This is a genomic window from Caballeronia sordidicola (genome assembly GCF_002220365.1).
In the GTDB taxonomy this organism is placed as follows: Bacteria; Pseudomonadota; Gammaproteobacteria; order Burkholderiales; family Burkholderiaceae; genus Caballeronia; species Caballeronia sordidicola_C.
In genome coordinates this window covers 114022-127654 of the sequence record NZ_MTHB01000278.1, presented here as the reverse complement: position 1 = coordinate 127654, position 13633 = coordinate 114022, and the positions used below count along the sequence as shown (strand labels likewise).

Annotated in this window: 14 protein-coding genes and 1 pseudogene; 12 read left to right on the top strand and 3 right to left on the bottom strand. The window is 59.7% G+C overall.

Annotated elements, in window-relative coordinates; all coding sequences use genetic code 11:
- The first annotated feature begins 58 nt into the window (after positions 1-58).
- Positions 59-1468 carry an aminotransferase-like domain-containing protein gene (locus BSU04_RS40655; RefSeq protein ID WP_089165840.1) on the top strand — a complete coding sequence of 470 codons (1410 nt, stop codon included), beginning with the start codon at positions 59-61 and terminating at the stop codon, positions 1466-1468.
- Positions 1469-1595: 127 nt separating this feature from the next.
- On the opposite strand, the gene BSU04_RS40650 is transcribed toward BSU04_RS40655, so the two are convergent.
- The 3 genes from BSU04_RS40650 to BSU04_RS40645 all read right to left on the bottom strand — a co-directional run bounded on the left by BSU04_RS40650 (position 1596) and on the right by BSU04_RS40645 (position 3085).
- Positions 1596-1757 carry a DUF1328 family protein gene (locus BSU04_RS40650; RefSeq protein ID WP_031363615.1) on the bottom strand — a complete coding sequence of 54 codons (162 nt, stop codon included), beginning with the start codon at positions 1755-1757 and terminating at the stop codon, positions 1596-1598.
- 244 nt (positions 1758-2001) lie between these two features.
- The gene (locus BSU04_RS46910) at positions 2002-2166 is read right to left on the bottom strand and encodes a hypothetical protein (protein WP_158939511.1); all 165 of its coding nucleotides are present in this window, start codon (positions 2164-2166) and stop codon (positions 2002-2004) included.
- A 292-nt stretch (positions 2167-2458) separates the two neighbouring features.
- Complete coding sequence (locus BSU04_RS40645; RefSeq protein WP_089165839.1) at positions 2459-3085, bottom strand: LysE family translocator; 627 nt, start codon at positions 3083-3085, stop codon at positions 2459-2461.
- 297 nt (positions 3086-3382) lie between these two features.
- Here BSU04_RS40645 and BSU04_RS49065 point away from each other — a divergent pair, with 297 nt between their 5' ends.
- The 11 genes and pseudogenes from BSU04_RS49065 to BSU04_RS40600 all read left to right on the top strand — a co-directional run bounded on the left by BSU04_RS49065 (position 3383) and on the right by BSU04_RS40600 (position 13399).
- Positions 3383-3598 (top strand): hypothetical protein, encoded by a 216-nt coding sequence (locus tag BSU04_RS49065; protein WP_144021505.1) that lies wholly within the window; start codon positions 3383-3385, stop codon positions 3596-3598.
- Positions 3599-3604: 6 nt separating this feature from the next.
- Positions 3605-3667 (top strand): annotated as a pseudogene (locus BSU04_RS49060) (hypothetical protein); the annotation flags it as partial.
- 26 nt (positions 3668-3693) lie between these two features.
- Entirely contained in the window at positions 3694-4137 is a 444-nt protein-coding gene (locus BSU04_RS48340; protein ID WP_256983864.1) for an endonuclease/exonuclease/phosphatase family protein, read from the top strand.
- A gap of 154 nt (positions 4138-4291) precedes the next feature.
- Positions 4292-4762 carry an HU family DNA-binding protein gene (locus BSU04_RS40630; RefSeq protein WP_089165837.1) on the top strand — a complete coding sequence of 157 codons (471 nt, stop codon included), beginning with the start codon at positions 4292-4294 and terminating at the stop codon, positions 4760-4762.
- A 66-nt stretch (positions 4763-4828) separates the two neighbouring features.
- A complete protein-coding gene (locus tag BSU04_RS48335) occupies positions 4829-4957 on the top strand; it encodes a hypothetical protein (RefSeq protein ID WP_256983846.1) in 129 nt (42 codons plus the stop codon).
- Between the two features lie 515 nt (positions 4958-5472).
- Positions 5473-6657, top strand: coding sequence for an HlyD family secretion protein (locus tag BSU04_RS40625; RefSeq protein ID WP_089165836.1), 1185 nt, complete (start codon positions 5473-5475; stop codon positions 6655-6657).
- A complete protein-coding gene (locus tag BSU04_RS40620; protein ID WP_089165835.1) occupies positions 6654-8222 on the top strand; it encodes a DHA2 family efflux MFS transporter permease subunit in 1569 nt (522 codons plus the stop codon). The genes BSU04_RS40625 and BSU04_RS40620 overlap by 4 nt, the downstream gene beginning before the upstream one ends.
- A gap of 1 nt (position 8223) precedes the next feature.
- Positions 8224-9759 (top strand): efflux transporter outer membrane subunit, encoded by a 1536-nt coding sequence (locus BSU04_RS40615; RefSeq protein ID WP_089165834.1) that lies wholly within the window; start codon positions 8224-8226, stop codon positions 9757-9759.
- Between the two features lie 366 nt (positions 9760-10125).
- Positions 10126-11532, top strand: a complete 1407-nt coding sequence (locus BSU04_RS40610) for a circularly permuted type 2 ATP-grasp protein (protein ID WP_089165833.1) — start codon at positions 10126-10128, stop codon at positions 11530-11532.
- Positions 11533-11613: 81 nt separating this feature from the next.
- Positions 11614-12567, top strand: a complete 954-nt coding sequence (locus tag BSU04_RS40605) for an alpha-E domain-containing protein (protein WP_089165954.1) — start codon at positions 11614-11616, stop codon at positions 12565-12567.
- A gap of 34 nt (positions 12568-12601) precedes the next feature.
- Positions 12602-13399, top strand: a complete 798-nt coding sequence (locus tag BSU04_RS40600) for a transglutaminase family protein (protein ID WP_089165832.1) — start codon at positions 12602-12604, stop codon at positions 13397-13399.
- Positions 13400-13633 lie beyond the last annotated feature (234 nt).

The following is a 13633-nucleotide window of genomic DNA, read 5'->3' as shown; positions in this document are numbered from 1 at the left end:
ACTGTATTGGTTATTCACTTTGGGCGATCAACCTTGATCATCCTCTTCCTGCCGACTCATGATCGAACTCCAACTGGACCGTGAGCGCGCGCAAGCGACGCTCGTCGAACAACTGGTGCGGGCGTTTTCCGGCGCTATCGAGCAGCAGGCGCTGCGTGCCGGCGCGTTGCTGCCTTCGGTGCGCCAGCTCGCGCAGGCGGAGCGGCTGAGTACCTTCACGGTAACGGAAGCGTATGGACGCCTTGTGTCGATGGGCCTCGTAATCGCGCGGCGCGGTTCGGGTTATCGGGTGGCGGCGCGAGCCCCGGCCGCCCACAAGCGCGCCGTGGCGTGGCAGCCGCCGAGCCTTACCGCGACCTGGCTCCTCTCCGATGTATTCGCCGACCACTCCGTGCCGATCAAAGCCGGCTGCGGCTGGTTGCCCAACGAATGGGTCAATGAAAGCGGCCTGCATCACGCGTTGCGCTCGATCAGCCGGGTGCCGGCGGCGCGCATGGCTGACTACGGGCATCCGTACGGTTTTGCGCCGTTGCGCGAGCGGATTGCCGAGCAACTGGACCGCTATGGTTTGCCAGCGGACCCGGCCACGAACGTGTTGCTGACCGCCGGGGCTACCCAGGCGCTCGACCTGATCGTGCGCACGCTATTGCGCCCCGGCGATACAGTCATTGTGGAAGATCCCGGCTACTGCAATCTGCTGCAGATCCTGCAACTGGGTGGCCTGGTCGTGCGAGGCGTACCGCGCACGCCGGCGGGTATCGATAACGACGTGCTCGAGCAGCTGGTAATCGAGCATAGTCCCAAGGCCATCTTTCTCAACACGACGCTACAAAATCCGACCGGTGCGACCTTCGGCATGGCGGCGGCGTTTCGCCTGTTGCAGATCGCGGAACGCTACGGCTTGTGGGTTGTGGAAGACGATGTGAACCGCGAGCTCGCGCCGTCCGGTGCACCGCTTCTGGCCGCCATGGAAGGCTTGAACCGTGTGCTGTATGTCGGCGGGTTTTCGAAGACGATCACACCAGGATTGCGCTGCGGGTATGTGGTCGCCGAGCGTGACGTGCTGCGTGAACTGGCGCGTACGAAGATGGCGGTGGGGCTGACTTCATCGGCGGCGACGGAACGCATTGTCGAGAAAGTGCTGACTGAGGGCCGCTATGCGCGTCACGTGGAATCGGTCACCGAAAAACTCAAGGACGCGCACGTGCAGGTCGAGGACCGGATGGACGCGCTCGGGCTTGAACTGTTTCATCGGCCGCGTGCCGGCTTGTTCGTATGGGCGCGCTTACCGGTTGAACCCGAACAAGCGAGCGAACTGGCGACGCAGGCGCTTGAAGACGGCATCTGGCTGGCGCCCGGTTCGTACTTCCGTCCGGGCGATGCCGCAAGCAATTGGTTTCGCTTCAACGTGCCGTATTCCACTGATGATGCGTTGTGGGGGTTTATCGAGAAGTGGATCGAACGCTAGAGCCTGATCGCATCATTTCTCCCAATGAAAAAGCCTCGCGGGAAGCGAGGCTCAAGCGAGGCTTTTTCGTCCTGTGCAACCAGCGTTCGTGCCTTGAATCAAAGCGATCGACCGCTGGCCTGCTGCTTCATCGCCGGAACACGCCGAGCAACAACGTTGCCAGGAAGATCACGATAAAGATGAAGAACAGGATCTTCGCAATTTCGGTTGCACCACTCGCAATACCGCCAAAGCCAAAGAATGCCGCGATGATCGCGATGATGAAAAAGATGACAGCGTATCGAAGCATGAAGCCCTCCAAAGGGTCGATTATCGGATTGGTTTGCGTGCTGGCTTGACGCCTTCGCCGCCTTGACTGCCTTAATTCTGCCGCTGTGTCCCGCAGCGCTCGAACTCAGAGCAACCGCCGTGCCCAAGATCCTCCACTCCGGAAAACAGGGCGCAAAAAGATCCACGCACAAAAAAGCCGCACTGCGTTGCGCACGTGCGGCCTTGGAGGACGCGCCAACAGGCGCGGCAATGGAGGAGAAATGTTATCGGCGGGGCTTGCCGGTGTCGGGTTCGTCGTCGAGGTCGTCATCGTCGGCGTGGTTTAGCGCATCCGGTAGTTGGTTCTCGAGTTCATCGCGTTCAATCTGGTCGGCGAGATCGAGGGACTTGCGTGTTGCGGGACCGGACGGGCGGTTTGCTCCAGACATGGCGTACTCCTTGGGAGATTTCAAAGACGCGCCAACAAGGGCGCGAGTTGATCGGGCAGCAAGCTTCGTACATGCCTGTCGATCCCCGCATAACGGAGCGTGCGCATTTCTTGCCGAATCTATATGGCTAAAGTTGCAACCAGGCTGCATATTTTGCGCGACGGCAGGCACCAGCCAGTATGCGCCGCCTTGGGAAAAAATAGGCCGGATCTGATGCCCTGCCTTCAAATCAGACCATCGCGAATGTAACGACGGCAACACTGATTACACTGGCAAGCCGCGCCAATCTCCGTCATGATGCCAACGCCCGCTCGACAATCGGATACAAAGACAACACAAGCAGCGCGGCCATTGTCCAGTTGAAAGCACGCAACCAGCGCGGTTGCGTGAGCAGCCGCCGCATGGACGTGCCGAACGCAGCCCACATGGTGATGCATGGCAATCCAACGACGATAAACACCACCGCCATCAAGACGGCGTTGAGCGAAAAGCTCGAATGCAAATGGATAGTGGTCGCGGCTGTCAGCACCATCATCCATGCCTTCGGGTTGATCCACTGGAACGCGGCCGCTTCGATAAACCGCATGGGCCGGCGTTCGCCGTCGCGAACCTGCATGGTCGACGAATTGGCGATCTTCCATGCGAGGTATAGCAAGTAAGCAACGCTCACCGTTTCCAGCACCGTATAAGCCCATGCGAAACGCGCAAATGCCTGCCCCACGCCAAGACCGACCAGCACCATGAGGATGGCCACCCCCACGCTGATGCCGAGCACGTGCGGTACGGTGCGGCGCAACCCGAAGTTCACCCCCGACGCGAGCAGCATGGTGTTGTTCGGACCGGGCGTGATAGTAGTGACGAGCGCAAATAGCACCGCGGCCGGGAGAGCAGTCATTAACGCGGCAGTGTCGAGGTGCATGGTTTTTCCTGGCGTTTGCCTGAGGCAAGAACTGAATTGGGTCGATAGTCCGCTGGCTTCAGTGTATGAGATGTGATCTGTACAGTACCGGTACAGATGGTCGGATCATTTCCTGTACGGTAATGCGAAGGTTTTGCGCAGCGTGCAATCGCGCACGGCGCTCGCAAATATCATCATATGAACCCTTGCTTCATCGATACGACTCATCGCACGACTCATCGACACGATCCGTCCTGCGATCCGCTATTTTTGCGCGCGGCGAACGTGTTAAAGATTTCGTCTGGACCCGCTGACCGTATGAGCACCGAAGCGTTTTTTAAACCGGGCCGCAGAGGCGACAGCGTTCGGCATGCTGATCGTTTGAGTTTGCTGATCGACGGCTCCGATCATTTTCGCGATGAAATGACAATGGGCGTGCTGCGCACTCGGCTGCGCCGATTGCTCACGCAAGCGGATGTGCGCGACCGGTATCGCCTGATGTCGCCGAGCGTGCAGGAGATCGAAACGGATTGAGCGAACGTGCATAACAAACTGATGGTGGCCGACGACGACCTGTTGCTGGTCGGATCGGCGAATCTCAACAATCGTTCGATGATGCTCGACGCTGAATGCGTTTTCCGGTGCGCACGGTCTGTAAGCTCGACCTGTCGTTCAGCAGTCGCGAGCCGAACAGCGCGCGGGACGCAGACATCGATTCCGGCGCTAAGACGTGGCGTGTTGTCGCAACGCATTGGGGGTTGGCGTCGCGAGAAAGACGGGTACAGGTCGAGCAAATGTTGCAAAGTTTTGATACCTCGACCCTATCGGGGACCCTGCCTGGCGACCTCAACGAGTGGTTTATCTACGGCCGGACGCTGCGCCGACCGGTCTCGCATTTCTATCGTGCTCGCTCGCCAAGGACCTTTCCAACACGCTACCCGTTGTTCGCCTTGGACCGCATCCGGGTGCATCCGGTGAGCGTCTCGTACGGGTCAACGTGCATCGAGGTTCGCTTGGCGAGGCTGACATGGGATCACTATCCGTTGATCGCACAGCTATCCCTGTTGCCGTAAAACAGACGCTGGTAACGAAAACCCCTTAAAAAAAGGCTTATAAACACAAAAAGACTCGCACGAAGTTCAATGGCGCTTGTAGAATCCGGCCTTGATACGGACGCATCCGCGCGACCGTATTCTAAAAACACTGACCTCAACAGGTAGGAGAAACATGCCGACTTCCGCAAAAACCGCCGCCAAGAAAGCTGCGACCAAAGCTGCAACGAAGACTGCAGCAGCGCCCGTCAAGAAGGTAGCTGCCAAGAAGGCTGCATCGACGCCGGCTACTGTGGCGAAGAAAGCGGCCGTGAAGACGACGGCAACGCTGTCGCCGATCAAGGACACGTTCACGAAGGCATCGCTCGCCGCTCATCTGTCGGACCGTGCGACTGTCGACCTGAAAGCCGTGAAGGCCGTCCTGTCGGCACTTGAGGACACCATCCTCGGCGCGGTTCACAAGAAGGGCGCGGGCGAGTTCACGCTGTCCGGGCTCTTGAAGATTACGGCGCAAGTCGTGCCGGCGAAGAAGAGGCGCTTTGGCAAGGACCCGTTCTCGGGTGAAGACCGTTGGTTCGACGCGAAGCCGGCGAGCGTGCGCATCAAGGCACGTGCGTTGAAGAAGTTGAAGGACGCCGCAGCGTAAGCTGACGGAACAGCATCGAAGGACTATGGCAGCGCAGGAGTAGAGGCGAACCGTAGTCGAAAAAAAATGGCCGGTTTCCGCGAGGAAACCGGCCATTTTTTTGCCTTCTTCTTCTTCTTCGGATGCGGGATTGATGACAGCGACGTTCGAACGAAGTCCGCGCAGCCCGGATTGCAGATGCGCTTCGAGTTCTGAGTGACGATGAAATTCGCGTTGTCGAGCGAAGCAGTTGGTTTCGCCGGGAAGTCGTGGCACGACATCGTGAAGCGATGAGATTCTCTGGCCGCGCACAACGCGATCCTTCGAAGAAAAAGCGCGGGTAGGAACGCGCTGTCCATGTCACATTTACGCGGGCTATTTACTTGGAACGAGCGCGGTGAGAGCGCGAGTTCAGCCGAGCATAGAAGGTGTGAAACGCACGGCTCTTGCGCCAAAACGTGAACAACGCAATAACGACGCTTGAACCGCCAGGCTGAGATCAATTTCTCCGGTAGGGAACATAACCCTCTGAAAACGAACTGAAAGCGACTTACCCATCGCCCGGTAACGACGGCACGTGGTTTGCTTAAGCTGTGCCCTTACGCTGAACCGTTGCGTGAATAGAAGAAGGAAAGTTCAACAGCAAGAGATTCCCGTTCTGTCGACCTGCGACCTGGGGAGTGGCCAGACACCTGTGTCATTCCGCGTTTCAATGAGTGAGAGAGGGCCTGATGCCAGATCAAGACGCACGACCTGACCATGACGAAGACAAGGCCGGGGAAGATTCAAACCGCGGCGGGCAAAAAAACGATAGCGATAAAAACGGCGGCCAGGACGAGTCCAATAGCAAGTCCAATGACAAATCGAACGGGCAGAAGAAAGGCCCGGGTAAAAAGCCGCTGATCATCCTGGCAGTCGTTGTGGTGCTGCTGATCGTGGGTGGTTTGATCTGGTGGTTCGCGACCCGTAATCAGGTCAGTACGGACGACGCGTACACCGACGGCGATGCCGTGACGATCGCGCCCAAGGTCTCGGGCTACGTCGTGGTCATGAACCTGGGTGACAACAAGTTCGTCCACAAGGACGATCTGCTGATCAAGATCGATCCGCGCGACTATCAGGCTCAACTGGATCAGGCAAACGCCCAACTTGGTTTGGCGAAGGCACAACTCAATGCGGCTCAAGTGCAACTGGATATTGCCCGCGTGCAATATCCAGCGCAGTTGACCCAGGCGAAGGCCCAGGAACAAAGCGCGCAAGCGAACCTGACGCAGACCCGCGCGGCGTACGAGCGGCAGCGCACCGTCGACGTCCGGGCGACATCGCAACAAAACATCGACACTGCAACGGCCCAGCAAAAAAGCGCGCTGGCCAACGTCGCGCAGGCACAGGCGCAGGTGAAAACCGCGAGCCTCGTGCCACAGCAAATCAGCCAGGCGCAGGCCACGGTGGAGGAACGCCGGCAGCAGGTTGAACAGGCCGAGGCGCAGGTGGAAGCGGCCGCGTTGAACCTGTCTTATACGGAACTGCGCGCGCCCGCGGACGGCTGGGTTACCAAACGCAACGTGCAGTACGGCACTTTCCTGCAAGCGGGCACGTCGATTTTTTCACTGGTGACCACCACTGTCTGGGTCACGGCCAACTTCAAGGAGTCGCAGCTCGAGCGCATGCGCCCGGGTGATTCGGTGGATGTATCCGTCGATGCTTATCCGAACCTGAAATTGCACGGCCACGTGGACAGTATCCAGCTTGGCAGCGGTTCGCGCTTTTCGGCTTTCCCCGCTGAGAATGCGACGGGCAACTTCGTGAAGATCGTGCAGCGTGTGCCAGTGAAGATTCTTATCGATAGCGGATTGCAGCCCGACCTTGCGCTGCCGCTCGGACTCTCCGTGGTTCCGAAGGTGATGTTGAAATGAGCGACCATGCCGGATGGAAACCGAAGTCCAACCCCTGGCTGATCGCGGTCGTGGTCACGCTCGCGGCGTTCATGGAAGTGCTCGATACGACCATTGTGAACGTTGCGTTGCCGCATATTTCTGGCGCGATGTCCGCGAGCTACGACGAAGCCACCTGGACGCTGACCGCGTATCTGGTGGCGAATGGCATCGTGCTTCCCATCTCCGCGTTTCTCTCGAAACTACTGGGACGTAAGCGCTATTTCCTGATCTGCATTGGCGCGTTCACGGTGTGCTCGCTGTTATGTGGCCTCGCCACAGACCTTTGGCAACTGATTGTGTTCCGGATCTTGCAGGGCTTTTTCGGCGGCGGTTTGCAACCGAACCAGCAGTCCATCATCCTGGATACCTTTCCGCCCGAACAACGCAGCCGCGCGTTCTCTATTTCGGCCGTGGCGATCGTGGTAGCGCCGGTGATCGGCCCGACGCTCGGCGGCTGGATTACCGACAACCTCACATGGCGCTGGGTGTTCCTGATCAATGTGCCGATCGGCGTGATCACGACCATTGCCGTAATGCAGTTTGTTGAAGACCCGCCGTGGGAGCAGAAAAAGGATCGCAAGGAACTGGGCCTCGATTACATCGGCATTGGTTTGATTGCACTGGGTTTGGGCTGCCTGCAAGTGTTCCTCGATCGCGGTGAGGACGATGACTGGTTCAAGTCCGGTTTCATCATGACCTTCGCGATTCTGTCGGCGATCGGCATCGTCGGCGCGATCTTCTGGTTGCTTTACGCGAAGAAACCCGTGGTCGACCTGCGCGTATTGAAGGACAGGAATTTCGCGCTGGGTTCGATATGCATGGCGGGTTTTGCAACGATCCTGTACGGAAGCGCAGTGCTTGTGCCTCAACTGGCCCAGCAGCAACTGGGTTATACCGCGACGCTCGCGGGACTGGTGCTGTCACCCGGCGCGATGATGATCGTGGCCATCATTCCGGTGGTGAGCAAGCTGATGCCGATCATACAAACCCGCTTCCTGGTCGGTTTTGGTTTTTTCCTCATGGCATGTGCGTTGTTTTATACGCATCACTTGGTGCCGAACATCGACTTCAAGACGCTGACCATCATGCGGAGTTCGCAATCCATCGCCATTGCGTTCCTGTTCGTACCGATCACCACGCTGGCTTATCTGACACTGAAGACATCGGAGAATGCGGACGCTTCCGCGCTGTTCACCATGTTCCGCAACGTGGCGGGATCGATTGGAATTTCGCTTGCGACCGCCTCGATTGTCGAGCGCACGCAGGCGAACATGGCGCACATGGCCGTGCATATGACGCCGTTGAACCCGAACTACAATGACTCGATACAACGTCTCACGCACACGTTGATGGACATGGGCCAGACCATGCAGCAGGCCATGACCACGGCGACCGGCCTGATGTACAAGCAATACATATCGCAGTCCACGATCCTGGCCTACCTTGACGTGTTCGGTGCGGTGGCGATCTTTGCGTTGTGCTTCGTGCCGATCACCTTTTTCTTTTCTCCGGTGAAAGCCTCGGGCGGCGGGGGAGGGCATTGAGATGAGCAAGCGCTTGATTCCCCTGCTGTTTTCGATGCTCGCCGGCGCGTGTTCGGTCGGCCCGGATTTCACGCCGCCCGACGCCCAGGCGCCGGACAACTGGCACGATCTGCAGCGCGTGCAGAACCCGCCCGACGACATGCGTTTTCCCCATGCGAGCATGCCTTCGCTGGTGGCTACCAATGCGGATCCCGATCCTCGCTGGTGGCGGCAGTTCAACGACACCACGCTGGACTCGCTGGTCGACCGTGCGGCGGCGGGCAATCTGGATTTGAAGAGTGCGGTGCTGCGCATTGCTGCGGCTCGCGAACAAGCGGTGGTATCGGGGGCTCAGGGGTTGCCGCAACTTAGCGCGAACGCGAGCTACAAGCGTGAGCAACTGGGCCTGAAAGGCTTGCTGCAATCACAGGGCGTGTATGACAAGGTCAATGCGCTTGGCCCCAACAGTGCGAGTGTGACCGGTGCCCTGAATTCCTTGACGGCGCCGGTGAGCCTCTTCCAGGATGGCTTCGATGCCTCATGGGAACTCGATCTGTTCGGGCGGGTGCGGCGCTCGGTGGAGTCGGCGAATGCGCAAACAGAGTCTGCTATAGAGAATCGTAACGACGCGCTTGTTTCGCTTGAAGCGGAGGTTGCGCAGACCTATTCGCAACTGCGCGGGGCGCAACTGCTTAAGCGGATCACGCTGGCTGAGATCGATTCGGAACAGCAGATCCTTGACCTGACCCGTGAGCAGGCGCGGGTGGGGTTGACGAGCCAGAGCGACGTGGAGAGCGCGACTGCGCAGGTGGGGTCGCTGCAGGCCCAGCTACCGCAATTCGATGCACAAATCGCGCAGGCGATGAATGGCCTCGCTGTGTTGACCGGGAGTGCGCCGGGGGCGCTGGATGAGGAGTTGGAGGCACCGGGAGCGGTGCCGCCGGTGCCACCCAGTGTGCCGGTTGGTTTGCCGTCCACGCTGGCACGGCGGCGCCCTGACATTCGTCGTGCGGAAAGTGATTTGCATGCGGCGACCGCTGAGATTGGTGTGGCGGTGGCGCAGATGTACCCGGACGTATCGCTGACGGGCACCATTGGTACACGCGCGACGCAGGCGAAATATCTGGCGCACTGGTCGAGTTTGTTCTGGACTGCGGGTCCGAGTATTTCGCTGCCGATCTTCGAAGGTGGCGCGTTGCGGGCGAACGTGCGGATAGCGAAGGCGCAGGCGGGGCAGGCGGCGCTGCAATATCGCTCGACGGTGCTCAAGGCGCTGCAAGACGTGGATAACGCCCTTGTGTCGTACCGGACGGATCAGGACCGGCGCGAGGCGCTGACGCGCACGGTCGAGGCTAACCGGATCAGTTTGCAGCTAGCAACCGATAGTTACCGGAAGGGGCTCGTGAGTTTTATCACCGTTCTGGATGCGGAGCGGCAGTTGGCCGGGGCGCGAGAACAGCTGGCGCAATCGACGGTGAGCGTGACAACGGATTTGATCGCTGTATATAAGGCGCTGGGAGGCGGATGGCAGGGGGCGCCGGAGGCGGCGGACAGTTAAAGGGAAAAGACAGCTGACACCAGCAGGCCGCAGACATTAAATCCGCAATCCGACACCCGTTCTGATCGGCGCTCCATGTCCACCGGACGTGGGCGAACACGCCTCGGCGCACCAAAATCGGGCATCTTCTCATCGTCGACAACCACCGCCGCTCACCCCTGCGCACTAATTTGAAGCAAACTTCCACTTAACCCGCCAAAACAATGAGTAAAAACAAGTAGTAGAAAAAATGGCACGCCTGTTGCTTAATTGTAGATACTGAAACTACCGAAGCGTCGGACAGGCGTGGCCCAGCTTGAAGAGCGATATCGAGCCGGTATTCCCACGCACAGGCGGCACGAGGCCGCGATTAAAAAAGGACGCAAGATGCAGATCTACGACGAAATGCGTCACGAGGAAACCGTGCGGGCGCACTACGCACGTTTCTCCCGGTGGCTTTCTACTCAGAGCCCCGAAACCATCGCACGCAAGCGCGCGGAAGCCGATCTGCTGTTCAGGCGTGTTGGCATCACGTTTGCCGTGAACGGCGATCTGTCGGGCACCGAGCGCCTGATTCCCTTCGACATGATTCCGCGCATCATCCCCGGCGATGAATGGCGCAAGCTTGAAGCCGGTCTCCGACAGCGGGTCCGCGCGCTGAACATGTTCATTCGCGACGTCTATCACGATCACGACATCGTCCGGGCGGGAAAGATTCCCGCCGAACAGGTGTATACGAACGCCCAATACCGCCCCGAGATGCAAGGCGTGGCCGTGCCGCTTGACGTCTACGCGCACGTCGCCGGCGTGGACGTGGTGCGCGCGGGAGATGCGGGGGAGTTCTACGTACTCGAAGACAATCTCCGGGTGCCTTCGGGCGTGTCGTACATGCTCGAAAACCGCAAGATGATGATGCGGCTCTTCCCCGAATTGTTCGTGCAGAACCGCATTGCGCCGGTTGCGCATTATCCGGATCTGCTGCTCGAAACGTTGCGCTCGATCGCCCCGGCCGGGGTGGATGACCCCAACGTGGTGGTGCTCACGCCCGGCATGTACAACTCGGCGTACTTCGAGCACTCGTTCCTCGCGCAGCAAATGGGCGTGGAGCTGGTCGAGGGCAAGGATCTCTTCGTCGATGAAAACTACGTGTTCATGCGCACGACGCAAGGGCCTAAACGCGTCGATGTGATCTACCGGCGGCTGGATGATGACTTCATGGACCCGCTCGCGTTTCGCACGGACTCGGCGCTTGGCGTGCCGGGCTTGCTGACGTCGTATCGCGCGGGCCGCGTGGCGTTGGCCAACGCGATGGGCACGGGTATCGCCGACGATAAATCCATTTATCCGTTCGTCCCGGACATGATCGAGTTCTACCTCGGCGAAACGCCGATCCTGAACAACGTGCCCACATTCCAGTGCCGCAAGCCTGACGATCTCGCCTACACGCTCGCGCATCTGCCAGAGCTCGTCGTGAAGGAGGTTCACGGCGCGGGCGGTTACGGCATGTTGGTCGGGCCGGCATCGACGAAAGCCGAAATCGAGGCGTTCCGCGAACGCCTGATCGCGCGGCCGGATGGATATATCGCACAGCCTACTTTGGCGCTCTCCGCATGCCCAACCTTCGTTGAATCGGGTATTGCGCCGCGCCATATCGACTTGCGGCCGTTCGTGCTGTCGGGTAAAGAAGTGACGATGGCCGCCGGCGGCCTGACTCGCGTGGCGTTGAAGGAGGGTTCTCTGGTCGTGAATTCGTCGCAGGGCGGCGGCACGAAAGACACCTGGATGGTGGACTAAGCACCCACAGGGATTGTTCGCACGGGCGCGTTTTCAAGCGCTGCGCCCGAGCGCGCCACACAACAACGGAACGCCATCATGATGCTAAGCCGCACAGCCGATCACCTTTTCTGGATGGCTCGCTACATGGAGCGTGCGGAAAATACCGCTCGCATGCTCGATATCAACCTGAAGGGCATGCTGCTGCCGCAGACGCCGGAGCAGGCCGCGCGCGCACAACGTTCGGTACTGCGTATTTCGGAACTCGAATCAAAATTCGAGGAGAGTTTCCCGGGCTCGGATTCCCGCGAAGACATGCTGCACTTCATGGTCGCCGACACCGGCAATCCGTCGAGCATCATTTCCTGCCTGCACGCGGCCCGCGAAAACGCGCGTGCCGTACGCGGGACACTGACCACGGAAGCGTGGGAGACCATCAATTTCACGTGGCTCGAATTCGGCGAAAAACTGGCTGCGGACGAACTCGAAAAAAGTCCCGACATGCTGTTCGAATGGGTCAAGTACCGCTCGAATCTGTGTCGCGGCGTGATGGTCGGCACCGCGCTTCAGGACGACGCGTTCTGGTTCATCCAGCTCGGCATGTATCTGGAACGCGCGGACAACACGGCGCGGATCCTGGACGTGCGTTTCGCCGATGCCGAACCGAACTCGCGTGAAGCCGCGCGTCAACTGGAAGACTTCTACTACTGGACCTCGATATTGAGTTCGGTGTCCGCGCTGGAAATCTACCGGAAGGTGTATCGCGATGTCGTGACGCCATCGCGGGTAGTGGAACTGCTTATCCTCAACTCGCAGATGCCACGCTCGTTGCTGGCGTCGCTGGATGGAGTCTGCGCGACGCTCGACAAGCTGCGCACCAGCGGCTCGAACGAGTGTGAACGTTTCGCCGGCAAGCTGCGCGCGGACGTGCTGTACATGGATATCCGCCAGATTCTTGAAACCGGAGTGCACGCCTATCTGACGCAATTCCTGAAACGGGTCGATGAGCTCGGTGTTCGCGTGATGCGCACCTTCCTCATGTTGCCTCTCGCCTGAACGCGTCCGTCCCGCATCCGTCCTGGAAACCATCATGCTTCTGACCATTCGTCATCACACAAGCTACCGTTACGCCGTGCCCGTGCAGTACTCCATCCAGCAACTGCGCATGACCCCCGCCAACGGGTCGGCGCAGATGGTGCGGCGCTGGAATATCGACACAGTGGGCAAGCTCGACGTCACCCGCGACGCCTACGCCAACACGCTGCATACGCTGGTGCTGACGAAACCGCATATGGAGATCCATCTTTCCGTGACCGGTCAGGTGGAAACCACGTTGCTCGACGGCGGCCGCCTCAACGACGGTCCCGGCCGGATTCCACTCCAGCATTACACATGCGCGACCGCGCTGACCGAGCCGGACGCAGTGATCCGCGAACTCGCGAATTCGGTACCCAAGCTCGATTCACCGTCGGCGCTGATTGCGCTGGCGGAAAATATCGAAGCAAGGGTGCAGTTCAAGGCGGGCGTAACCGAGGTCACGAGCACCGCTGCTCAGGCGCTGCAACTCGGTAACGGCGTGTGCCAGGATCACGCTCACATCATGTTGGCGTGTTGCCGCGCCCGGGGCCTGCCAGCGCGCTATGTGAGCGGTTACATCGATCCGGGCGATGTCCCGCACGCTGCGAGCCACGCGTGGGTGGACGTGTGGCTCGACGACGGATGGGTGTCGGTGGACGTCACCCATGCCGCGTTCGCCAGCGGCCGGTACTGCCGCCTCGCGGTTGCACGCGACTATGAAGCGGCCGCGCCCGTGCGCGGTTCACGCGTGGGCGGCAAGGAAGAGCGCATGAGCGTGGACGTTTCGGTGCAGGCTACGGCGGACCAGTGAGTGACGCGTCGCGGCGCTTGTGTTCCGCCAGCACCGGCACATTCAAGGCGCGCCCCCATCTGCCGATAACTATTAAAAGGTGAGGTGGCGGGGTCTGATTTGACGCACCTTGACCTGATGACGGGAGGCGGCGCGTTGGCCGGGTGAGGTTGCTTGGCCACGAGTCCCCGCAATCAGCCCGATCCGGGCGATTACCCGATTACAATACCTATTTGCTTCTTTCAGGAATTGGAC